Annotated in this window: 18 protein-coding genes, 1 tRNA gene and 1 pseudogene; 15 read left to right on the forward strand and 5 right to left on the reverse strand. The window is 45.5% G+C overall.

The features are described 5' to 3' along the window. Position 1: 1 nt before the first annotated feature. The 3 genes from ACTNDQ_RS05295 to murC form a co-directional block, all read right to left on the reverse strand. Positions 2-988 carry an ATP-binding protein gene (locus ACTNDQ_RS05295; protein ID WP_278795174.1) on the reverse strand — a complete coding sequence of 329 codons (987 nt, stop codon included), beginning with the start codon at positions 986-988 and terminating at the stop codon, positions 2-4. A gap of 22 nt (positions 989-1,010) precedes the next feature. Next, positions 1,011-2,108 (reverse strand): DnaD domain protein, encoded by a 1,098-nt coding sequence (locus ACTNDQ_RS05300; RefSeq protein ID WP_278795172.1) that lies wholly within the window; start codon positions 2,106-2,108, stop codon positions 1,011-1,013. Positions 2,109-2,438: 330 nt separating this feature from the next. Beyond that, a complete protein-coding gene (murC, locus tag ACTNDQ_RS05305) occupies positions 2,439-3,818 on the reverse strand; it encodes a UDP-N-acetylmuramate--L-alanine ligase (protein WP_441064047.1) in 1,380 nt (459 codons plus the stop codon). A 313-nt stretch (positions 3,819-4,131) separates the two neighbouring features. Between murC and ACTNDQ_RS05310 the strand changes: the two genes are divergently transcribed. The 4 genes from ACTNDQ_RS05310 to ACTNDQ_RS05325 all read left to right on the forward strand — a co-directional run bounded on the left by ACTNDQ_RS05310 (position 4,132) and on the right by ACTNDQ_RS05325 (position 8,535). After that, positions 4,132-5,409 carry a glucose-1-phosphate adenylyltransferase gene (locus ACTNDQ_RS05310; protein ID WP_015525650.1) on the forward strand — a complete coding sequence of 426 codons (1,278 nt, stop codon included), beginning with the start codon at positions 4,132-4,134 and terminating at the stop codon, positions 5,407-5,409. Continuing rightward, entirely contained in the window at positions 5,406-6,527 is a 1,122-nt protein-coding gene (gene glgD / locus ACTNDQ_RS05315; RefSeq protein ID WP_144093541.1) for a glucose-1-phosphate adenylyltransferase subunit GlgD, read from the forward strand. Before ACTNDQ_RS05310 ends, glgD begins: the two co-directional genes overlap by 4 nt. A gap of 57 nt (positions 6,528-6,584) precedes the next feature. After that, positions 6,585-6,881 carry a septation regulator SpoVG gene (gene spoVG / locus ACTNDQ_RS05320; protein WP_015525652.1) on the forward strand — a complete coding sequence of 99 codons (297 nt, stop codon included), beginning with the start codon at positions 6,585-6,587 and terminating at the stop codon, positions 6,879-6,881. Positions 6,882-7,146: 265 nt separating this feature from the next. Continuing rightward, positions 7,147-8,535 carry a PcsB-like coiled-coil domain-containing protein gene (locus ACTNDQ_RS05325; protein WP_441064050.1) on the forward strand — a complete coding sequence of 463 codons (1,389 nt, stop codon included), beginning with the start codon at positions 7,147-7,149 and terminating at the stop codon, positions 8,533-8,535. A gap of 155 nt (positions 8,536-8,690) precedes the next feature. Here ACTNDQ_RS05325 and pduB read toward each other — a convergent pair whose 3' ends face one another. Further along, positions 8,691-9,413 (reverse strand): microcompartment protein PduB, encoded by a 723-nt coding sequence (pduB, locus tag ACTNDQ_RS05330; protein WP_302468863.1) that lies wholly within the window; start codon positions 9,411-9,413, stop codon positions 8,691-8,693. Positions 9,414-9,691: 278 nt separating this feature from the next. Between pduB and ACTNDQ_RS05335 the strand changes: the two genes are divergently transcribed. The 6 genes from ACTNDQ_RS05335 to ACTNDQ_RS05360 all read left to right on the forward strand — a co-directional run bounded on the left by ACTNDQ_RS05335 (position 9,692) and on the right by ACTNDQ_RS05360 (position 16,734). Beyond that, a complete protein-coding gene (locus tag ACTNDQ_RS05335; RefSeq protein ID WP_441064052.1) occupies positions 9,692-10,243 on the forward strand; it encodes a biotin transporter BioY in 552 nt (183 codons plus the stop codon). After that, positions 10,233-10,673: a DUF1284 domain-containing protein gene (locus tag ACTNDQ_RS05340; protein WP_021652861.1), complete on the forward strand. Its 441-nt coding sequence runs from the start codon at positions 10,233-10,235 to the stop codon at positions 10,671-10,673. The genes ACTNDQ_RS05335 and ACTNDQ_RS05340 overlap by 11 nt, the downstream gene beginning before the upstream one ends. 403 nt (positions 10,674-11,076) lie before the next feature. Continuing rightward, positions 11,077-11,427 carry a hypothetical protein gene (locus tag ACTNDQ_RS05345; protein ID WP_278795162.1) on the forward strand — a complete coding sequence of 117 codons (351 nt, stop codon included), beginning with the start codon at positions 11,077-11,079 and terminating at the stop codon, positions 11,425-11,427. A gap of 6 nt (positions 11,428-11,433) precedes the next feature. Next, the gene (locus ACTNDQ_RS05350; protein WP_441064055.1) at positions 11,434-14,583 is read left to right on the forward strand and encodes an Ig-like domain-containing protein; all 3,150 of its coding nucleotides are present in this window, start codon (positions 11,434-11,436) and stop codon (positions 14,581-14,583) included. Between the two features lie 209 nt (positions 14,584-14,792). After that, positions 14,793-14,866, forward strand: a tRNA-Pro gene (locus ACTNDQ_RS05355). A gap of 755 nt (positions 14,867-15,621) precedes the next feature. After that, positions 15,622-16,734, forward strand: a complete 1,113-nt coding sequence (locus tag ACTNDQ_RS05360; protein WP_441064057.1) for a DUF6128 domain-containing protein — start codon at positions 15,622-15,624, stop codon at positions 16,732-16,734. 55 nt (positions 16,735-16,789) lie between these two features. On the opposite strand, the gene ACTNDQ_RS05365 is transcribed toward ACTNDQ_RS05360, so the two are convergent. Next, a complete protein-coding gene (locus ACTNDQ_RS05365; protein ID WP_021650953.1) occupies positions 16,790-17,485 on the reverse strand; it encodes an anaerobic ribonucleoside-triphosphate reductase activating protein in 696 nt (231 codons plus the stop codon). Between the two features lie 170 nt (positions 17,486-17,655). On the opposite strand from ACTNDQ_RS05365, the pseudogene ACTNDQ_RS05370 reads away from it, so the two are divergent. The 5 genes and pseudogenes from ACTNDQ_RS05370 to ACTNDQ_RS05390 form a co-directional block, all read left to right on the forward strand. Then, a pseudogene (locus ACTNDQ_RS05370) lies at positions 17,656-17,844 on the forward strand (family 1 glycosylhydrolase); the annotation flags it as partial. A gap of 145 nt (positions 17,845-17,989) precedes the next feature. Continuing rightward, entirely contained in the window at positions 17,990-18,292 is a 303-nt protein-coding gene (ureA, locus tag ACTNDQ_RS05375) for an urease subunit gamma (protein WP_021977982.1), read from the forward strand. Between the two features lie 12 nt (positions 18,293-18,304). Next, positions 18,305-18,664 carry an urease subunit beta gene (gene ureB / locus ACTNDQ_RS05380; protein ID WP_173761370.1) on the forward strand — a complete coding sequence of 120 codons (360 nt, stop codon included), beginning with the start codon at positions 18,305-18,307 and terminating at the stop codon, positions 18,662-18,664. Between the two features lie 12 nt (positions 18,665-18,676). After that, complete coding sequence (gene ureC, locus ACTNDQ_RS05385; RefSeq protein ID WP_144093145.1) at positions 18,677-20,398, forward strand: urease subunit beta; 1,722 nt, start codon at positions 18,677-18,679, stop codon at positions 20,396-20,398. A gap of 111 nt (positions 20,399-20,509) precedes the next feature. After that, entirely contained in the window at positions 20,510-21,016 is a 507-nt protein-coding gene (locus ACTNDQ_RS05390; RefSeq protein WP_288786914.1) for an AmiS/UreI family transporter, read from the forward strand. Positions 21,017-21,025: the final 9 nt, after the last annotated feature.

The following is a 21,025-nucleotide window of genomic DNA, read 5'->3' on the forward strand; positions in this document are numbered from 1 at the left end:
TTTAATTTCCTCCTAAAAATATTTTCTGTATACGGATGTCCTTCCCGATCAACGATATCATCTGATAGTTGCTGGCAATTCGGGAAAATGTTCTCTCGGAATAGGTATCCGAGAAATTTTTGAGCGTCAGATTCGTGGAAATGATCGTGGATTTCCTGCGCATGATCCGCTCATTGAGACAGAGAAAAAGCTGTGAAGATACGAAACTGTTGGTAAGCTCCGTTCCCAGGTCATCAATGATCAGAAGATCACAGTCATAGATCAGTTCCTCGTCTGTGCCGGTATCTTTTCGGGAAAAAGAATTCGCAGCCATCATATCAAAAAGATCGTAGGCGGAAAAGTACAGGACACAGTGGGTGGATTTGAGAAGCTCTCGGGCGATGCAGTGTGAAAGAAAGGTTTTTCCCACACCGGTATCACCATATAAAAACAGGTTTTCAAATTTATGGTCGAAGTTCTGCACAAAGCGCTGTGCAGTGTCATAGGCCCGTCTGGCTGTTTCCAGGGCAGACAGTCCCGTGGCTTCGTTTTTTATTGTAGCAGAATAATAGTCAAATGAAAAGCTGTCAAAATTCTCTTTTTCGAGAATTTCATTCAGATTGGACTGTGCATAAAGCAGTTCGATCTCAGCTTTTTTAAAACAGGTGCATTTTCGGCTGCCGATATAGCCGGTATCCTGACAGTCAGGGCAGGTGTAAGGCATCTCCAGATAGTCTCCGGGAAAGCCGTTTGCAACAAGAAGGGTGATCCGTTCATCGGAAAGCTCCTGGATGGCTGCCTTCAGATCCGAAGTTCCCTTTTCTTCGCCGTTTAAAAGGCGACGGACTTTGTCAGCACTTAAAGTTGCCACCTCGTCATCGATCTCTTTCAGACGGGGAATCTTTCCGTAGGCTTCGGCTGTGTGCTCCTCCAGAATACGGTGGTTCTGTGCCTGCCGGCGGCTGTATTCTCTCATTATAGTATCATATTGAAAATTCTGTAAAGGCATAAAGCGCTCCTTCCAGGTTCTGTTACTGATTATTTAAAAGACGTTTCTCATATTCCGCAAAATCATAATCACGCTGGTGGAAATTATTGAAGCGGTTGCTATTCTGAGGCTGAGTCTGGGGCTGCTTCTTCCTGGAAACGGATTTCTCAAGCTGGCGTTTTTTGTGTGCGGCATCCAGAAGCCGGATATCCTCCAGCGTATGTACGTTTTTCTTTTTCCAGTCGGAGAGGATCTTATCTGCATATTGGAAACTGGGCTGTCCGGTGGAAAGGACAGTACGGCTGCAGGCTTCCTGGATCAGCTCCAGATCAAAACCGTAGGTCTTGCGCCAGGTATCAATGTAAGTGATCTCGTTATCAACAGGATTGCGGCCGCTGATCCCCATAGCCTTCAGGATCGTGTAATAATCCTTGGAAAAACGGGAGCTGGCATCCCGGGCCATCTCGACGGTGGTGATGCCGTCTTTTGCCCAGGCGAGTGCAACAGTTTCAATATAACGCATACTCTTGCGGCCTCTGGAAACACAGTATTCCACCAGATATTCGATGAGATCCGCAGACATATGGAGTTCATCATAGAAAAAAAGGATCTTCTGCATTTCTGTAGGCGTCAGTGTTTTGGTCAGATACTGCTCTGTGATATAGAGAAGCTGACTGATCTCTTCGTTTTGCTTAAGTTCTCTGATCCGGTCAGGAGTGAGACTGAGAATGTAATCAGCGGAGCTTGGGACTCCCGGATCTGTGTTCTCGGAAACGGAAGCAGAATTGCCGGAACCGGTGAAAGTATCCACAGAAGCGCTGCTCTCTCTATGACCGGTATCCGCAAAGGGTTCCAGCAAAGTGATCCCGGAAAGCTTCTGATCTGCAGTATAGGTTAATGCGATCAGTTTCTCACCTTCCCAGTATTTCAGCGCACGGGAAATATCTCTTTCCGTGCAGAAAAGGCTGTCTGCCATATGCTCCAGGCTGAAAGAAGAAGGAGCGGCAGATACCATCCGGAGAAGGTAGATATATACCTTTACGAACTCCCCGTTGGCACGAGGCATGAAATTGTCAATAAAGCGATTGGAAAGAATTGTTACCTCCAGTTCAGAGGAATTCTGAAGTGAAATCAGGCTCATGATCAGCAGCTCCCTTTCTAAAATACAGCAGATATTTCAGGTGATATCCCAAAGTCCGCCATGCTAAAAAGGATTATAGCACAACCGCTTTTACTTGAGAATAGTCTATTTTCACAGAAGTTGTGCACCAATTTCCATGTGGAAAATGTGGATAGTGTGGAAAACTTTGAGGATAACATTATCAGCAACTAACAAAGACCTTAATTTTGTAAGAAAAATGCGGTATTTGTTGAATTTGGCTGTTGAATTATGTCAAGTAGGTTATACACAAAAAAATCCACATGCCAGGCACGTCTGAAATGTGCATAAGCATGTGGATAATGTGGATAATTATTTTCCGAGAAGGTGTTCTCCAATATTTACAACGTCTCCGGCGCCCATAGTTATCAACAAATCACCATGTGCACAACTTTTTAAGAGGAAGCTCTCGATCTCATCAAAAGTCGGGAAATATTCGCAGGGGGTTCCAAGTTCCTGGATCTGTTTCTGGAGATCCTGGGAAGAAATACCAAGATTGTCTGTTTCACGTGCGGCATAAATATCAGCCAGTACAACATGATCGGCCAGAGTCAGCGCTTTTGCAAATTCCGGAAGAAGAGCTTTGGTACGTGTGTAGGTATGAGGCTGGAATACACACCATACCTTCTGATGCGGATAATTCTTTGCAGCATGAAGGGTTGCCTCGATCTCGGTTGGATGATGCGCGTAATCATCAATGATGGTGATATCGCCGATCTCACCTTTATACTGGAAACGACGGTCTGTACCGGTAAAGCTTCCGAGACCTTTGACGATCACATCATCCGGAAGGTCCAGAAGGCGTCCTACGGCAATGGCGGCCAGTGCATTGGATACGTTGTGGATACCCGGTACACGCAGATAATAGCTGCCGATCTTTTTGCCCCGGAAGAGAACGGAGAAGGAAGGATGTCCGTATTTATCCCAGGTAATGTCTGCTGCGGTGTAATCGGCATCGTGCTCCAGACCATAGGTAAGAACATTGCATGGAAGCTCCCGGGTGATCGTCTCATACTCCGGTGTGTCGGCGTTGATGATCAGAGTACCGTCAGCAGGGAGAAGCTCTGCAAATTTCCGGAAGGAATGGCGGATGTCATCGATGTCCTTGAAGAAATCCAGATGATCGGCATCCATGTTCAGGATCACACTGATCTTAGGGAAGAAGCTTAAAAAGCTGTTGGTGTATTCGCATGCCTCTGTGATAAAGGTCTCAGAATTTCCAACGCGGATATTTCCGTGGATAGCAGGAAGGATTCCGCCAACACTGATGGTAGGATCACAGTCACCCTCAAGAAGGATATGGGAAACCATGGAAGTAGTAGTGGTTTTTCCGTGGGTTCCGGAAATTGCGATCGGTGTATTGTAGTTCCGCATGATCTGTCCCAGAAGCTCTGCGCGGGTGAGCATTGGAAGCCCTTTTTCTTTCGCACAGGCAAATTCCGGGTTGTCCGGGTGGATCGCTGCTGTATAGACAACCACATCTACATCATCCTTGATGTTGGAAGCGCGCTGTCCGTAATAGATCACAGCGCCACGTTCTTCCAGGGTGCGGGTCAGCGGGCTGGATTTGGCATCGGAACCGGAAATCCGGAAATTTTCTTCCAGAAGGATCTCGGCAAGGCCGCTCATGCTGATGCCTCCGATCCCGATGAAATGAATATGGAGCGGTTTATGAAAGTCTATCTGATACATAATAATCTCCTTATATATATGTTATTTTCGTAGCTCTTTTGTCTGTTTTATTATAACGCCAACAGAAACAATTGAAAAGTGGTTCTTTTGGCTAAAAAAGCGGTTTTTTCCGGAATATAAAAGTAACCAGAAAATAACATCGAAAAATGTTGAAAATTACCAGAGGAATGAAAAAAATGATGAGTCTTACCAATTTATAATATACAATAGCGATAAAAAAAGTAAAATACAGCTAAAATAATTGTAAAAAATGTTCACTAACACAGTAAAGTATGCTATAATGGAATAATCATAACATACAAGAGGTGATCGCATGATTAAGAAAGAGATGATTGCCATGCTCTTGGCCGGTGGGCAAGGCAGCAGGTTAGGAGTTTTGACAGAAAAGGTTGCAAAGCCGGCAGTCGCTTTTGGTGGTAAATATCGTATCATCGATTTTCCACTGAGCAATTGTATTAACTCGGGAATTGACACGGTGGGTGTGCTGACACAGTACCAGCCTCTCCGCCTGAATACACATATCGGTATCGGTATTCCGTGGGATCTTGACCGCAATGAAGGCGGTGTCACAGTCCTTCCTCCGTATGAGAAGAGCACAAGCAGTGAATGGTATACAGGAACTGCCAATGCGATCTATCAGAATCTGGCTTATATGGAGCAGTATAACCCGGATTATGTACTGATCCTTTCCGGTGACCATATCTATAAGATGGATTACGAAGTGATGCTGGATTTCCACAAGGCGAACAAGGCAGATATTACGATCGCGTGTATGCCGGTTCCCATTGAGGAAGCCAGCCGTTTTGGTATTATGGTTACTGATGAGAGCAGCCGTATTACTGAGTTTGAGGAGAAGCCGGAGCATCCAAGCAGCAATCTTGCATCCATGGGTATCTATATTTTCTCATGGCCGGTTCTGAAGGAAGCACTGATCGCCCTGAAGGATCAGAATGGCTGTGACTTCGGTAAACATATCCTTCCGTACTGTAAAGAGAAGGGGCAGCGCCTTTTTGCTTATGAGTACAACGGCTACTGGAAAGATGTAGGAACTCTTGGTTCTTACTGGGAAGCAAATATGGAGCTGATCGATATCATTCCGGAGTTTAATCTTTATGAGGAATTCTGGAGGATCTACACCAAGGGAGATGTGATCCCGCCACAGTATATTTCCGCAGATGCAGTTGTGGACAAGTGTATCATCGGTGAGGGAACAGAAATCTATGGTGAAGTACATAATTCAGTGATCGGTCCGAATGTTATCATCGGCAAGGGCAGTGTGATCCGTGATTCTATTATCATGAAGAATACAGCAGTTGGTGAGAACGTTGTTATGGATAAAGCCATCGTGGCAGAAGATGTTGTCATCGGAAATAATGTTGTGATCGGATGCGGCGAGGAGGTACCGAATGTTCTGAAACCGGCTGTATATTCCTTTGGACTTGTGGCTATCGGCGAAAACAGCGTGATTCCGGACAGTGTCAAAATCGGTAAGAATACCGCTATCGCCGGTGTTACAACAAAAGAAGACTACCCTGACGGAGAACTGGCAGCCGGCCAGGTAATTGCAGCAAAGGACGGTGGGAAAGAATGAGAGCGATAGGTATTATTTTGGCAGGCGGTAATAATAACCGCATGAGAGAATTATCAAACAAAAGAGCAATCGCGGCAATGCCTATTGCAGGAAGTTACCGCGCGATCGACTTTGCCCTCAGCAACATGGCAAATTCACATATCCAGAAGGTTGCTGTGCTGACACAGTATAATGCCCGTTCCCTTAATGAGCATTTAAGTTCATCCAAATGGTGGGATTTCGGAAGAAAACAGGGAGGACTTTATGTCTTTACTCCAACCATTACCAGAGATAACAGCTTATGGTATCAGGGTACTGCAGATGCGATCTATCAGAACCTGAGCTTTTTAAAAAACAGTCATGAACCCTATGCGGTGATCGCTTCCGGCGATGGAATCTACAAGCTGGATTACAATAAAGTCCTGGAGTATCATATCGCAAAGCGGGCAGATGTTACTGTTGTATGTACTACATGCAAGGATCAGAGCCAGGTTGAGAGATTTGGTGTTCTTCGCATGAATGAGGACTGTCGGATCGAGGAATTTGAGGAGAAACCGATCGTTTCCTCCTATAATACGGTATCTACTGGTATCTATGTCATCCGAAGAAGGCAGCTGATCGAACTGATCGAGCGTGCTGCCCGGGAAGGAAGGCATGATTTTGTAAATGATATTCTTATCCGTTACAAAAATCTGAAGAGGATTTACGGATATAAGATCGATAACTACTGGAATAATATCTCTACTGCAGAGGCTTATTATCAGACAAATATGGATTTCCTGAAACCGGAGATCAGGAACTATTTCTTCAAACAGGAGCCGGCGATCAAAACCAAGATCGCGGATGTACCTCCTGCTAAGTACAATCCGGGTGCAACTGTGAAGAACAGTCTGGTGTCCAGCGGATGTATCATCAACGGAACTGTGGAGAATTCTGTTCTGTTCCGTGATGTATTTGTAGGAAATAACTGTGTGATCAAAAACTCTGTGATCCTTAATGACGTATATCTTGGAGATAATACGCATATTGAGAATTGCATTGTTGAGAGCCGGGATACCATCCGGGCGAATTCATATTACTGCGGCGAAGAAGGAGAAGTGAAGATCGTCGTAGAGAAAAACGAACGCTACGTATTATAAATGCGGAAGATCAGTTTTCCGCAGATACGGTTAGCGAAATGAAAGGGGCAAGTAGCAATGAATATTACAGATGTACGTGTGAGGAAGGTAGCAAAAGAAGGGAAAATGAAGGCCGTTGTGTCTGTCACAATAGATGATGAGTTTGTGGTACATGACATCAAGGTGATCGAAGGCGAGAAGGGGCTGTTCATCGCAATGCCAAGCCGTAAGGCAAGCGACGGTGAATATCGTGACATCGCACATCCGATCAATTCAGCAACAAGAGAGCAGATCCAGACGATCATCCTGGACAAGTATCAGGAAGTAATGGCTGAGGAAGCTGAGAATGAGGTTCTTATGGAGGCTGCGGAGTAAGAGAAGCAGCTTCAGGGGGGATTACATCAGAGAAGTATTCTCGTAGCTGATGATCTTTGGATTGAAACAGCATAGAATAAAAACTGCCGTTTTACAGATAAATCTGTGAGAGGGCAGTTTTTTTATGCTCCGGAAAACAAAAAAACGCTTTTCAGTTCATAAAAATTTAAATTATTACGTATTTGTTACAGAAATAAAATAAAATTATTGCTTTTTATGAAAAATGTGTTATACTAGAATCCATGAAAGGATGAAAGGTGTTTATATGAAGAATAGAAAAGTTTTCACATTACTGCTTACAGGTATGCTGACCCTTTCCATGGGAAGCACCGTATATGCATCAGGTACAGACGCTGCGATCGCAGAGGCACAGGCGGAGAAACAGGCCGCTGAGGAGGGTCTTGCGCAGGTACAGAGCAGCATCGGCACACTGGAGAGCAAGAAGCAGGAGCTGGAGAGCTATCTGGCTGATTTAAACGCACAGTATGAGGATCTTACCAACAGCATTTCTGAGCTTAGTATCCAGGCTGCTGAGAAGGAAGATGAATTAAATAAAGTAAAAAAAGAACTGAAAAAAGCAAAGAAAGCTTCTGCAGATCAGTATGAATCCATGAAGCTTCGAATCGCATATATGTATGAAAATGCCGGAACTTCCGCACTGGAGACATTGCTTTCTTCCGAAAGCCTTGCAGAATTTCTCAATCGCGCGGAGAATGCGATCCAGATTTCTACATACGACAGAGACATGCTGGATAAATATGTGAGTCTTCAGAAGAATATCCAGGAGAATGAGAAAAAGGTTGAGACGGAGTCCGCAGAGATCGATGATCTGATGACGGAGCGTGCAGCCAAACAGCAGGAAGTGCAGTCCATGGCTTCCAGCACAAGCGATGATATTAACTCTTATGTAAACCAGATCAGCGCCAGCCAGGAAGAGGCTCAGCAGCTGATGGCAGATATCAGTAATGCAGACAGCAGTATTACCGCTCTGGTACAGCAGGCAGAGGCGGAGAAGGCTGCAGAAGAGAAAGCTAAGGCTGAAGCGGCAGCAGAGGCTGAGAGACAGGCAGCAGAAGCGGCATCCCAGGAAGAAGCCGATCAGGATAACGAGGACAGTGAAGAGGCTGATTCTGACGATGATTACGGCTATGATCCGGAGGAGGATACAACCGAGTCTTCCAGCAGCTCTACAAGTACAGACATTGTTGTAGAGGAGGAAGAGGAAGCGGATGATGTACAGTCCGGAAGTTCCGAAGATGTTTCCGAGGACAGCTCCCAGGAGGAGGTTTCTGAGGAGGTTTCCAATGATGAGACAGCTTCCGAGGAGACGGAAGATGCCTCTGCGGATACGTCCGATTCCGGTTCTTCCGGTCAGGGAACATATCTTGGAAACTTTACACTGACCGCATACTGCAACTGTGCACAGTGCTGCGGTACAGCCGGCAATCTTACAGCCAGCGGAACAGTTCCGACAGCAGGACGTACCGTTGCTATGGCAGGTGTTCCGTTTGGGACCAAGCTTCTGATCAACGGCACTGTTTATACGGTAGAGGATCTGGGAACTCCTTACGGACATGTGGATATCTATTGTGGAAGCCATTCTGAGGCGTTAAGCTTCGGACTTCAGTCTGCAGATGTATATCAGGTGGGCTGATCCGGAAAAATCCAGAGGAGAATATTTAAGAGAAATACAGCGCTGCAGGATCGTATGCTGATCCTTGCAGCGCTGCTTTTGTATGCATGACGCAGATATGTGTTTCGTGAAGTGTAGTGTGTGGAAATTCACAAATTTCCTGCAATCCGGAGATTTTACAGATACGGCGTACCCGGGATCTCCGGATAGGTTCCCATACCGATGAGAAGCTCAAGGCCTGTCTGACGGCCTTCCAGTACAGCAGCTTTTACAGCACTGGCATCACCGGAGATGGCGATGATCACTTCATTGGAATGACTGGTACCGATATTCGGAGTCATATATTGTGTAATGGATACTGCTGCGGATTTCACGGCATTATCTGCCATCACAAGACCGATAGCAGCCGGAGAACCTGCCATGAAACCAAATGCTTCACCCAGAGGTGTGTCGAAGGCTTTATGGATAGCAGGACCTGCACTTGCGGAAAAAGCAAACTCCAGGTGGCCGGATTCGCTGATGTAGACCTCACCTGCATATTTGTTAGTCAGTTCCAGAGCCAGAGAAATGGCGTGACGCACGTCGGATACATCATTTCCGCCAAGGACGATATAGTTTCCGTGACCGCCCCAGCCCTTGGTGTCTCTTGGAAGTTCAATGGAAAGGACTTCTGTATTTGTGGCTTTTACTGCATCGTCAATAGCTGTGATCTGGCCGGCAGCGCCTGTTCGGGAACTGAAAAGCCCCAGACAGTGGTATTGGGTACCTACGTTCATCTTTTTAAGCAGAGAATTATCAACTCCGGAGATCACGAGTCCGATTGTGTCAAGGACTGCGGTCCCTACAAATTCAGTCCGTGTGCAGTTGGTGCTGATGTTATGAATATCGTGTATATCCATGTGGAAAAATCCCCCTTTTTGCTGAAAACTCATTGGTTTCAGTATAGCATCAGAGAGGGGAATTTGAAAGTGAAAATTGACAATATCATTTGTAAATGGCAGGTTTACATAGTTGTAAACGGCATTGCAAAATGTAAACTTAAAAAATAAAATTAAGTTGACATTAAAATCCTGCTGTGTTAAATTGTTAACAGCGAAAGAGCGGATATCATTTATAAAGGACAGGAATGATCTTCCGACAGGAAAAGCAGAAAAGGAAAGAAAGGATACAGATTATTATGACAACAGTGGCAGCAGGCAGAAGCAAGACGTATGATCTTGTTTACATTGCAGTTTTTGCAGTAGTGATGGCAGTTTGCTCATGGATTTCCATTCCGGCACAGGTACCGTTTACTCTGCAGACATTCGGAGTATTTATGGCAGTTGGTGTGCTTGGAGGAAAAAGAGGAACTCTGGCAGTTCTGGTTTACGTTCTTCTTGGAGCAGTAGGAGTTCCGGTTTTTGCAGGATTTTCCGGAGGCATTGGAGCTCTTCTCGGAAATGCAGGTGGATATATCATTGGATTTATCTTTTCCACACTTGTTATGTGGGCAATTGAGCACGTTTTTGGCAGAAAGCCGGTTGTTCAGATCATTTCCATGATCGTTGGACTGATCGTATGCTATGCCTTTGGAACCGCATGGTTTATGTTTGCCTACACAAGAAGCACAGGTCCGGTAGGCCTTATGGCAGTTCTTGGCTGGTGTGTGTTCCCATTTATCATTCCGGATCTTATCAAGATCGCACTGGCTTATGTTTTATCAGGAAAGGTACGTAAATATGCAAGATAAAAGCAGTGCTGCGGCATATGCTTCTGATGAGGGCACAGAGGAAATAGTCATTCCTCTGCGCCCTCATCATGGTATGTGCCTGGCGTATTTTAAGGGGGAAGGCTACAGTAACGGTTTTACTGCACATATGGCCGAGATGCTGAAGATTTTTCTGGAGGGAAAGAAAATAAGGCTTCATGTGGATACGGATGAGATCTGCTCTGCCTGTCCGAATAATCTGGGCGGACATTGCGAAACCGGAGATAAAGTGGCAGAGTATGACAATGCCGTGTTGGAAAAATGTGGACTGAAGGCCGGACAGACATTGCACTTCAGCGAATTTACAAAAAAAGTACAGGAAAAAATCCTTGCGATGGATAAACGTAAGGAAATCTGTGGAAACTGCCAGTGGAACAGTATCTGCGAAGAACAGAAGAGCCGCTGGGCATAAAAGAAAGCAAAAATATAGAAATATAAAAAGTATATGATCTGAGAATGCCGGAGGAAATGGCAATGGCTGTTGCATTTCCTGAAATGATGTCTTGGAATATATACTTTTTTTATTTGAAATATCAGATAATAATATAAATATTTTGAAAACAATTTTCAGTTGAGAAAAAAATAACAATAACCGTGAGGCTTTTTTGCCAGATATGTATAGACAAATAATTTAAGCATTGATAAAATGACGATATGTTAGTTTAGACAAACTAAAGCGTGCTTGACAGAGCACTTCTGCAGAAACTGACATATGTTGAATATCCTGCAGAAGAAATTTCAATTAACCAGAGCAGCTGTAAGGTCATGATCTGGTATAAAGTTGTGTAATATAAAAGACAAAGAGGAGGACAGGTATGCATAAGTGGAAGCTTTTTAAGAAGTCAGCTGCACTCGTTCTGAGCTCAGCGGTGATCGCGTCAGGAGTGCCGGTAACGGCAATGGCGTCTGAGGCGGAAGTTTTTAGTGACGTGTCAGAAGAAACACAAGGAGATACAGCACAGGAAGAAGGAGAGAACGAGGATCAGGAGTCTGTTTCCCAGGGCCAGCCGGAAGTTGGTGAAGCTGATATCCAGTCGGAAGAGCCGGAAGAAAGTGATGCAGAAGCTATTCAGGAAGAAGTAGCAGAAATTTCAGCAGAAGAGATTCAACAGGAAGAGGAGCCGCAGATCCAGGATGATACAGAAGAGGTATTCGGTGATGGATAAGCATTTATGGCAGAAGCAGGCGAGGTTCTTCAGGATGCTTCTGAGATCACTGTTGCAGGAGTGAAATATCTCTGGTCCATGCAGCCGGCAGAGGGATATACACAGATAGGAACAACAGGCGTTTATGTAAAAGCAGCAGACGGGCAGACAGCTCTGAGCGGAAAGCTGTACGGAACGACAACCTTAAGTTATTCGGAATTTTATGCCGGGGATACCACTCAGGAGAGCTATGACGCTATCACTTCGGCAACAACGAGTAAAAATCAGATTTTTGCTAATGAGGACAGCACAGAGGTGACCTCTTCCGGATATCAGATCCAGGGTGTGAAGAATGTAAGTGTTGCAGTGGACGCGGAAACCTATGTAGATGCACAGGCGCTGAAAGCTGCTTCCAAGCTTCCGAGAGAGGGTGTCTATACAGAGGCAGCAGATATTACGCTGAATGAAGCACCGTCACAGGAAACAGGACAGTATAAAACTCTGAATACAGACGGAACATATAGTGCAACAAAATTCGATGTAAAAGCAACGGTCACAGATGCATCCGCTCAGATCCGGGCACCGTCGATCTGGGGCGATTACATGCTGGTGGTAAAAGAAGCCGACACAAAATATCTCCGCAATTCCAGACAGGATGATTTTGCTGTAGGCGGAAATACACTGGGAGTGATCCTTGAAACTGCCAGTGGTAAGAAGGTAGGACTTCGTCATACCTATGAAATCTGGGTACAGCCCTACGAACTTGCGTTTTCAGCAGGATCCGGGCTTATCGGGGAAAAAATTTCAAAGGTGACTTATATTACTCCGGACGGCTCCTATGTATATGAGTTCGGAGACAAAGCTCCTTTTGTAAAAAAACAGCCTGAAGCAGGAATGAAGGTACAGGCAGCTTTTGTAAAAGAAAATACAACCCAGGTTAAAGTTGATGACCTTGACAAATATGAAAACCCTAAGGTTTCCGTATACTATACAACAGGAAGTGGTCATGGTAAAAAAACAACATATGTTGTAGATCATGCAGCGGCAGAGAACGGAGTGGTAACCTTTGACAGCAGTGTAGCCAGGGCAGGGGATGAGATCTACACGGTTATGATCTCAAGCGACAATTATGTGGATATGACAAAAAATATCACACTGACTGGCCAGCCGATCACGGTTTCCAATGTTTCCTATTACTGGGTAAAGGGAGCAGTGGATGGATATACACAGATTCCGGGAACAGATATTTATTATAAGGCGGCAAATGGACATCAGGCACTGACAGGAACACTTTACGGTACGGCATCTCTGTCATACGAGGAATTTTATGCAGGAGATGCAACGAGCCGCAAATATGATTCCGTTACATCTGCCACAACCGGAAAAAGCACTGCTTTCGGAAATGCAGATGTTCAGAATCTGACAGAAAATGGTTATGAGATCGCAGGAGTAAAAAAGGTTAATGTAGCTACAGATGCAAAAACGTATGTAGAGGCGCTGATCCTTTCAGAAGCGGGAGAACTTCCGGAAAGCGGAGTATATACAGAAGCAGCAGGGATTACCCTGGGACATACTCCGACGGTAGAGCCTGGGCAGTATAAAACATTGAATACAGATGGAACATACAGTGCTACAAAATTTAATGTAAAAGCAACTGTGACAGATGCGGAGGCAACACTCAATACATCTTCTCATTGGGGAGATTATGAGATCGATGTAAAAGAAACCAGCACAAAATATCTCCGCAACACAAGGAGTGATGCTGATTTTGCAGTTAACTCCGGGATCCAGGGAATGATCCTGGAAACAACAGACGGCGGAAAATATGGTATGCGTCATATGAACGAGATGTGGCTGCAGGTATATGAGGTTGCGTTTGCAAAAGATGCAGGTCTTGAAGGAAAAACCGTAAACAGGATCACGTATATTATGTCAGACGGTGCGTATGTATATGAATTTGCAGATGGTATTTATATCAAACCGCAGGCAACAGAAGAGATGGATGTTTCTCCGGAATTTACGGACAGCACTCATGTAAAGCTTGCAAATCTTGATAAATACAAAAATCCGAAGGTATCAGTTTTCTATACAACAGGTGTCGGATATGCTTCAAAGACAACATATCTTGTACAGGATGGTGTAGCCGCAGATGGAGTGGTTGCTTTGGATTCTACTGTGGCGAGACCGGAAAATGAAACCTATACAGTAAGAGTCTCCAGTGATGATCACGCGGATGTTTCTGTTCAGCTGGTGTATGGAACGATTGCTTTTAAAGAAAATTCAGGAGTTCTTTATATCGGAAGCTCCAGACAGCTTGAAGCAGCAGGCGAAAATTGCGAGGATGTAACATACGCTTCCGATAATGAAACGGTTGCATCTGTAGACGAGAACGGAAAAGTAACTGCAAAAGCAGCAGGAATAGCTGTGATCACAGCAACATCTGCAGCAGGAAAAACTGCACAGTACAAGCTTACTGTAAAAACCCCATCTGTAAAAATGAATGCATCAGCGAAAACGCTTTATGTAAAAGGATCTCCAGCTACGGTGACTCTGAAAGCAACGACCGCAGGTGTTACCGGAAAAGTAACCTATACAAGCAGTAAACCATCTGTTGCAGCTGTAGCCGCAAATGGAAAGGTAACTGCAAAGGCGGCAGGTACAGCTGTGATCACAGCGAAATGCGGAAATTATAAAGCAACCTGCAAGATCATAGTCAAGAAGCCGGCTGTAAAAGCTTCGGCTTCAGCGAAAACTGTATTTGTGGGTGGAACAAGCCAGATTAAAGTGGAAAAAACAGGCGTTAGCGGAAAAGTTACTTATACAAGCAGTAATAAATCCGTTGCAGTGGTAAGCGCAGGCGGAAAAGTAACAGCAAAAAAAGCAGGAACAGCTACAATTACAGTAAAATGCGGAAGCTACAAAGCAACCTGCAGGATCACAGTAAAAAAAGGCAGTCTGAAGATCACATCCAAAACAGCTGTAAGTGTAAAAGCAAAGAAAACAACAGCCATCAAGGCAGCTGCTACTTCAAAGGCAAAGATTACCTACAGAAGCAGCAATACAAAAGTTGCTACTGTAAGCAGCAAAGGTGTTGTTAAAGGTGTGAAAAAAGGAAAAGCTGTTATCTATGTAAGCAGCAACGGAATCACAAAAAAAGTAACAGTTACAGTGAAATAAGCATATATTTCACCTGAATATATTTGATATGTTATAAAGAACCTTTCCCAAAACTGCTTCGGGTCTGCGAAAATGCATGCCCGAAGCAGGAAAAAAGAAAAAATTCGATTTTTTTGAAAAATTTTAATTTTTTCTATTGACAAAGTACAGAAACTCTAATATAATAGCTCTTGCAGTTGAGCAACACACAAACAACTGAAACAGAATAACGAAGCGTGGCTCAGTTTGGTAGAGCGCTGCGTTCGGGACGCAGAGGTCGCAGGTTCAAATCCTGTCGCTTCGACTAACAGCTTGAGAATCCCTTGGTTGAGGGATTCTTTTTTTGCTTGTGAAAAATGAAAGAACGTAAGTTTGTGTTACCTCAATGAGAAAAGAAAGTAGAAAGCCTTTGGTGAATGTCCCGAGCATGGCCCACCAGAGTTTTTTTTATATTTACAGATGAAAATATTCTTGAATGCTTTAAATAGCAGTGCTATAATACAGATATAAAGAACAACCGCCCACAAGGGGTTGACCTTATAAGAGAAGATTAGAAAATCCCACCCTGTACTCGGCCAAAGTTTTGGGGTGGTTTTTCTATGTAAAGAATTACTTACAAAACGTTAATACGAACGTAAGCAATGCTAGAATGAACATGCCAAAAGCCATAAGATCTTTGAAGTCAAAATAATTGTTGTTCATCAGCACCACCTCCATCCTTTTGGGACTAGAGGTCAGCCACCCTGTAACACGATTGTTCCCGTACAGTGTAGCATATACGGAAAATCCTGACAAGCGCAGAATGTTCTAAGATAGTAATGCTTTTTTGAAAAATGCGCAAATTTTCTGTACGTCTTAATTCTTCACCTGTCTGTTAATATTCTGTTTCGGTGTACTGATTCGGGTATAGCCGTATTCTTTCGACTAACAGCTTGAGAATCCCTTGGTTGAGGGGTTCTTTTTTATGTTTGTACATCCTGGAGCTTTTTTCAGTTGATGGAATGATTTCTCTCGATCTTCATATATATTAACGAAACCGAAATACCGGAGGGACGTGCGTTGGCTGGATATCAGCGTTTTGTTGCGTATGTGTACGAGTATCGGAAAGGAAAAAAAGATAGCAGCAGCGGTTATGTGAGGGTGGAGGCCAGAGATAGGAAATGCCGTGTGGAGGTTCATCTGCGCTGCGTTGGACTGGAGCCTGGAAGTCGGTGCAGAGTGTATGGGTTTGTGCGGCAGGAAGGGCTGATGGATGGTATTTTGATCGGAAGCTGTGTTACCGGGCGGGAACGGATCGAGTGCGCACTGGAGACGGATACAGGGGATATTGGAGGCATGGGAAAAAGTCTTCAGGAGCTTGGAGGACTGCTTCTGATCTCCGATGCCGGCGGATTCTGGGGAACGGAATGGGATGATCAGCCGATCCGGCCGGAGAATTTCCGCGAGTGGAAGAAAAAAGAAACGGAATCTCGGAAGGAAACGGAGAAAACAGGAACGGAATATCAGAAGGCGGCGGAGAAAAAAGGCAGAGAGCGGGAAGAAAAGGAAGAAGAAAATCAAAAAGATGGAACCTTGCCAGAAGTGCAGGAAAATCAGAAGGAGTCAGACAGGATCATGACGGTGGAGGAGATTCAGGAGGATGTATTAAAGACATCGGAAACCGGAAATTCATATCAGGCTCCCGGTCCGCATCCGCCGGAACCACCGCGACCAGGCCAGCCATCACCGCATCCGCCGGAACCACCACGACCAGGCCAGCCGTCACCGCATCTGCCGGAACTACCACGGCCAGGCCAGCCGTCACCGCATCCGCCGAAACCACCGCGACCGGAACCATCTCGTCCACTTCCGGGAATACCCTGTGATGATCCCTTTAACGACGGCTATTTCACAGACTGCCGCAAGATCAGACCATCGGACTGCAGTGCCTTATGCAGAAAAAACGGCTGCTTCTGCAGCAACCGTTTTGTCATGTACGGATATCAGAATTTCGGCCATCTTCTGCTGTGCAGAAATCCCCGGGGACAGTACATACTGGGAGTACCCGGTGGATACAGCCAGCAGGAACGGTTTATGGCCAATATGTTTGGCTTTCCCTACTTTAAGGAATGTCCGGATATTCATATCCCAGGCGGAAAGGGAGGATACTGGTACTGTTTTATTAACATCTGATCAGAAAAATTTCGGCATCCATGCAGATAAGCAAACAGTTTTGCAAATCCGCAGATCACAGCTCCATACCACGAATTTCTACTACCGGGATCGTCTGAGACAGGATATCCCGGTAGTTTTTCATTTCTTCCTCGGAGCAGGCAGAGAATCCCGGTATCAGAACTCCGTCGGAATCCCGGTAAGCCTGGAGATAATAAGCTTTTGCACCGCTTAACCACCGGCTGATCTCCTGAAAATCTTTTTCGGAATGAAGTTCCCTCACAACTGTTGTACGAAATTCATAATCAAGGTGTCCGTCCAGCAGCCATCCGGCAGTTTCCCGGATCCCATCCAGATCAGCATGTACACCAGTAAGCACATGATAGTTGGAAGGACAGGCCTTGATATCCATGGCAACCTTGTTGATCAGGTCAGCTGCTGCGAGATTTTTTACCACGGAGGGGCGGGAACCGTTGGTATCGAGCTTCACATCATAGCCCAGCTCCCTGATCCTGCTGAGAAATTCCGGCAGCTCCGGTGCAAGTGTGGGTTCACCACCGGAAATACAGACGCCATCGAGAATCCCCTTTCTTTTTTTTAGAAAAGCTAGGATTTCCTCCTGGGAATATTCAGGCTGGGTGTCAGGCTCCACGACAAGAGCTCCATTCTGGCAGAATGGGCAGCGGAAGTTGCAGCCGCCTAAGAATATGGTACAGGCTACCCTTCCCGGATAATCCAGCAGGGTTGTTTTGTTAAATCCACATATTTTCATAGGAAAATCCCCTTGTTTCTCTTATTTATGATACTACAAGCATACTCTTCCCCGAAAAAAGCTGCAAGCCTTTTTAACCGAATCAAGTAAGTTTCCTGCGGAGTTGCGAAAAGCAGTAAGCAGTAAGCAGAGATGGGGACTTGCTCATGGAAGAAAAAAACATATAATTTATGGGCTACACCTCCTGGGGCTGCATTGACCTTGTCAGTGCATCTACAGCAGAGCTGAAAAAACGCTACGGCTACATCTACGTGGACCGCAACGACGATGGAACAGGTACACTGAACCGTTATAAGAAAAAATCCTTCTATTGGTATAAAGATGTGATCGCTACCAATGGTGAGTCACTTTACAAATAATCTGGTTGCTTGACTTTCCGGAAAAAAGCAGATATAATGCATTCATTGACGCAGACAATGGAGTTCGCGAGAGCTTCCGTTGTCTGCGTTTTTTTTACTGGACTAAATTAGTAAAGACTAACAGGCGAAAAAGGAGGAAGAAACAATGAGACTTACCCCGAAGGAACAGGAAAAACTCATGCTCCATATGGCCGGAAATCTGGCGAAGGAGAGGAAAGAACGCGGACTGAAACTGAATTATGTAGAAGCGCTGGCTTACATCAGCTCCGAACTTCTGGAGCTGGCACGGGATGGCAAAACTGTCGTAGAACTGATGCAGCTTGGAACCACTATTCTCACAAAGGACGATGTGATGGAAGGTGTGGCAGACATGCTTGGTGAGGTGCAGGTGGAGGCAACATTTCCTGACGGAACAAAGCTTGTGACTGTACACAATCCGATTCAGTAAGGAGGAATTGACATGAAGATTGGCGAAATTATTCCCGCAGACAGAGAGATCGTACTTAATGAAGGAAAAAAAACTACAAAGATCCTGGTTGCCAACAAAGGCGACCGTCCTGTACAGGTAGGCTCTCATTTCCATTTTTTTGAAGTAAATAAATGTCTCTCTTTTGACCGTGAGGCTGCATACGGTTATCATCTGGATATTCCGTCCGGTACTTCTGTCCGCTTTGAGCCGGGAGAAGAAAAGGAAGTGCAGCTGACTGAGATGGGCGGCAGAAAACGCGTATTTGGTCTGAATGACCTGACAAGAGCAAGAGCAGCAGAGGACACCAAGAAGGCCTCCATGGAAAAGGCAGCATTAAAGGGATTCTTATAAGGAGGGACATAAATGAGCGTAAAAATTTCCGGTGAAAAATATGCAATGATGTACGGCCCTACAACTGGTGACAAGGTAAGACTTGCAGACACCAGCCTTGTAGTGGAGGTTGAGAAAGATTACACAACATACGGTGATGAAGTGAAATTCGGCGGCGGCAAAACCATCCGTGACGGAATGGGACAATCTGTAAAAACCTGCAGCCGTGACGGCGATCTGGATCTGGTGATCACCAATGCCCTGATCGTGGATACCACAGGGATCATCAAGGCTGATATCGGAATCAAGGATGGAAAGATCGCAGGGATCGGAAAAGCAGGAAACCCGGATATCATGGACGGAGTGACACCTGGAATGACGGTCGGTGCGTCTACAGAGGCACTGGCGGGAGAAGGAATGATCGTCACAGCAGGTGGTATTGATACCCATATCCATTTCATCAGTCCGCAGCAGATCGACTGTGCGCTGTACAGCGGTGTTACCACCATGATCGGAGGAGGAACAGGTCCTGCAGACGGAACCAATGCAACTACCTGTACACCGGGACCGTGGAATCTCCGTATGATGCTGAAAGCAGCAGAGGAATATCCTATGAATCTCGGATTTCTCGGAAAGGGAAACTGCTCAGATGAGGCTCCGCTGATCGAACAGGTAAAAGCAGGTGCCATGGGACTGAAGATCCATGAGGACTGGGGTGCCACACCGGCAGTTATCGATCATTGCCTGAATGTTGCAGATGAGTATGATGTACAGGTTGCGATCCATACAGATACTTTAAATGAGGGTGGATGCGTGGAGGATACTCTTGCTGCGATCGGTGGAAGAACGATCCATACGTATCATACAGAAGGAGCCGGCGGCGGACATGCACCGGATATCATCCGTGCCGCAGCTGCGGGAAATGTTCTGCCATCCTCCACAAACCCGACCATGCCATATACCGTAAATACCCTGGATGAGCATCTGGATATGCTGATGGTATGCCATCATCTGGACAAAAAGATCCCGGAGGATGTGGCATTTGCAGATTCCCGTATCCGTCCTGAGACCATTGCTGCAGAGGATGTCCTCCACGACATGGGAATTTTCAGTATGATGAGCTCTGACTCCCAGGCTATGGGACGTGTAGGTGAGGTTATCACACGTACCTGGCAGACAGCCAGCAAAATGAAGGATGAGCGAGGAGCCCTTCCGGAGGACGAGGGAAAAGGAAATGATAATTTCCGTGTAAAACGCTATATTGCCAAATATACCATCAATCCTGCCATTACACATGGAATTTCCAGCTATGTAGGTTCTGTTGAGAAGGGGAAATTCGCAGATCTTGTTCTGTGGAATCCTGCATTTTTCGGAGCAAAGCCGGATATCATCATCAAGGGCGGTATGATCATCGCTTCCAAGATGGGCGATGCCAACGCATCGATCCCGACTACACAGCCGGTAATGTATCAGCCGATGTTTGCAGCACATGGAAAAGCAAAGAACGAAGCCTGCCTTACCTTTGTTTCCCAGGCTGCATATGAGGCAGGGATCAAAGAAGCCTATGGACTGGAAAAAACAGTAGTTCCTGTAAAAGGCTGCAGAACTATCGCCAAGAAGGATATGGTATTTAACAGCCGTACGCCGAAGATCACGGTAGATCCGGAGACTTATGAGGTAACAGTAGACGGGGAGACTATAACTTCCAAGCCTGCGGAAAAGCTTCCGCTTACACAGCTCTACAATCTGTTCTAAACGACACAGCAATTATCATTCTTTGTCCGGACAGCAGTCCCCTGGTGTTCGCAGGAAGACTTCGGGACTGCCTCCGGACTGACTGACTTTACCATAAGGAGGAAAAAACAGATGTTAGGAGTATGTCTTTTGTTTGTGGGAATCGTTCTGATCAATAATGGAATGTGCACCTTATATAATGTAGACGGAAAATCCACTGCAGTTATGAATATCTTTACAGGTGGACTTTCGCTGTTTATCAATTTTGTGAATCTGGTACAGGGAAATTATTATGCGGCAGGAACAGGCCTTCTGTTCTGCTTTACCTACCTGTTTGTAGCTTTTTCCAGGATCCTGAAGCTGAGTCCGATCCCATTTGCGTGGTTTTCCACATTTGTAGCTGTTAATGCGGTAATATTTGGAACGATCGAGGGATTTCTGGGAAGTAAAGCACTGGGGATCACGCCGGATATCCGTTGGGCAGGAATCTGGTATCTCTGGGCAATTCTCTGGGGAACTGCCTTTGTGGAAGATATCATGGGCAAAAAACTTGGAAAATTTGTTCCGGTGCTTCAGGTGATCGAAGGCGTGATCACGGCCTGGGTGCCGGGAGTGATGCTGCTCCTTGGAGTATGGTAGGAATAGAGG

The organism is Blautia massiliensis (ex Liu et al. 2021) (assembly GCF_052064225.1).
Classification (GTDB): Bacteria; Bacillota; Clostridia; order Lachnospirales; family Lachnospiraceae; genus Blautia_A; species Blautia_A fusiformis.

Excerpts from the sequence above, each read along its gene's own strand:
- ACTNDQ_RS05295 (WP_278795174.1), bottom strand. The coding sequence starts at position 988 with ATGCCTTTACAGAATTTTCAATATGATACTATAATGAGAGAATACAGC.
- ACTNDQ_RS05300 (WP_278795172.1), bottom strand. The coding sequence starts at position 2,108 with ATGAGCCTGATTTCACTTCAGAATTCCTCTGAACTGGAGGTAACAATT.
- murC (WP_441064047.1), bottom strand. The coding sequence starts at position 3,818 with ATGTATCAGATAGACTTTCATAAACCGCTCCATATTCATTTCATCGGG.
- ACTNDQ_RS05310 (WP_015525650.1), top strand. The coding sequence starts at position 4,132 with ATGATTAAGAAAGAGATGATTGCCATGCTCTTGGCCGGTGGGCAAGGC.
- glgD (WP_144093541.1), top strand. The coding sequence starts at position 5,406 with ATGAGAGCGATAGGTATTATTTTGGCAGGCGGTAATAATAACCGCATG.
- spoVG (WP_015525652.1), top strand. The coding sequence starts at position 6,585 with ATGAATATTACAGATGTACGTGTGAGGAAGGTAGCAAAAGAAGGGAAA.
- ACTNDQ_RS05325 (WP_441064050.1), top strand. The coding sequence starts at position 7,147 with ATGAAGAATAGAAAAGTTTTCACATTACTGCTTACAGGTATGCTGACC.
- pduB (WP_302468863.1), bottom strand. The coding sequence starts at position 9,413 with ATGGATATACACGATATTCATAACATCAGCACCAACTGCACACGGACT.
- ACTNDQ_RS05335 (WP_441064052.1), top strand. The coding sequence starts at position 9,692 with ATGACAACAGTGGCAGCAGGCAGAAGCAAGACGTATGATCTTGTTTAC.
- ACTNDQ_RS05340 (WP_021652861.1), top strand. The coding sequence starts at position 10,233 with ATGCAAGATAAAAGCAGTGCTGCGGCATATGCTTCTGATGAGGGCACA.
- ACTNDQ_RS05345 (WP_278795162.1), top strand. The coding sequence starts at position 11,077 with ATGCATAAGTGGAAGCTTTTTAAGAAGTCAGCTGCACTCGTTCTGAGC.
- ACTNDQ_RS05350 (WP_441064055.1), top strand. The coding sequence starts at position 11,434 with ATGGCAGAAGCAGGCGAGGTTCTTCAGGATGCTTCTGAGATCACTGTT.
- ACTNDQ_RS05365 (WP_021650953.1), bottom strand. The coding sequence starts at position 17,485 with ATGAAAATATGTGGATTTAACAAAACAACCCTGCTGGATTATCCGGGA.
- ureA (WP_021977982.1), top strand. The coding sequence starts at position 17,990 with ATGAGACTTACCCCGAAGGAACAGGAAAAACTCATGCTCCATATGGCC.
- ureB (WP_173761370.1), top strand. The coding sequence starts at position 18,305 with ATGAAGATTGGCGAAATTATTCCCGCAGACAGAGAGATCGTACTTAAT.
- ureC (WP_144093145.1), top strand. The coding sequence starts at position 18,677 with ATGAGCGTAAAAATTTCCGGTGAAAAATATGCAATGATGTACGGCCCT.
- ACTNDQ_RS05390 (WP_288786914.1), top strand. The coding sequence starts at position 20,510 with ATGTTAGGAGTATGTCTTTTGTTTGTGGGAATCGTTCTGATCAATAAT.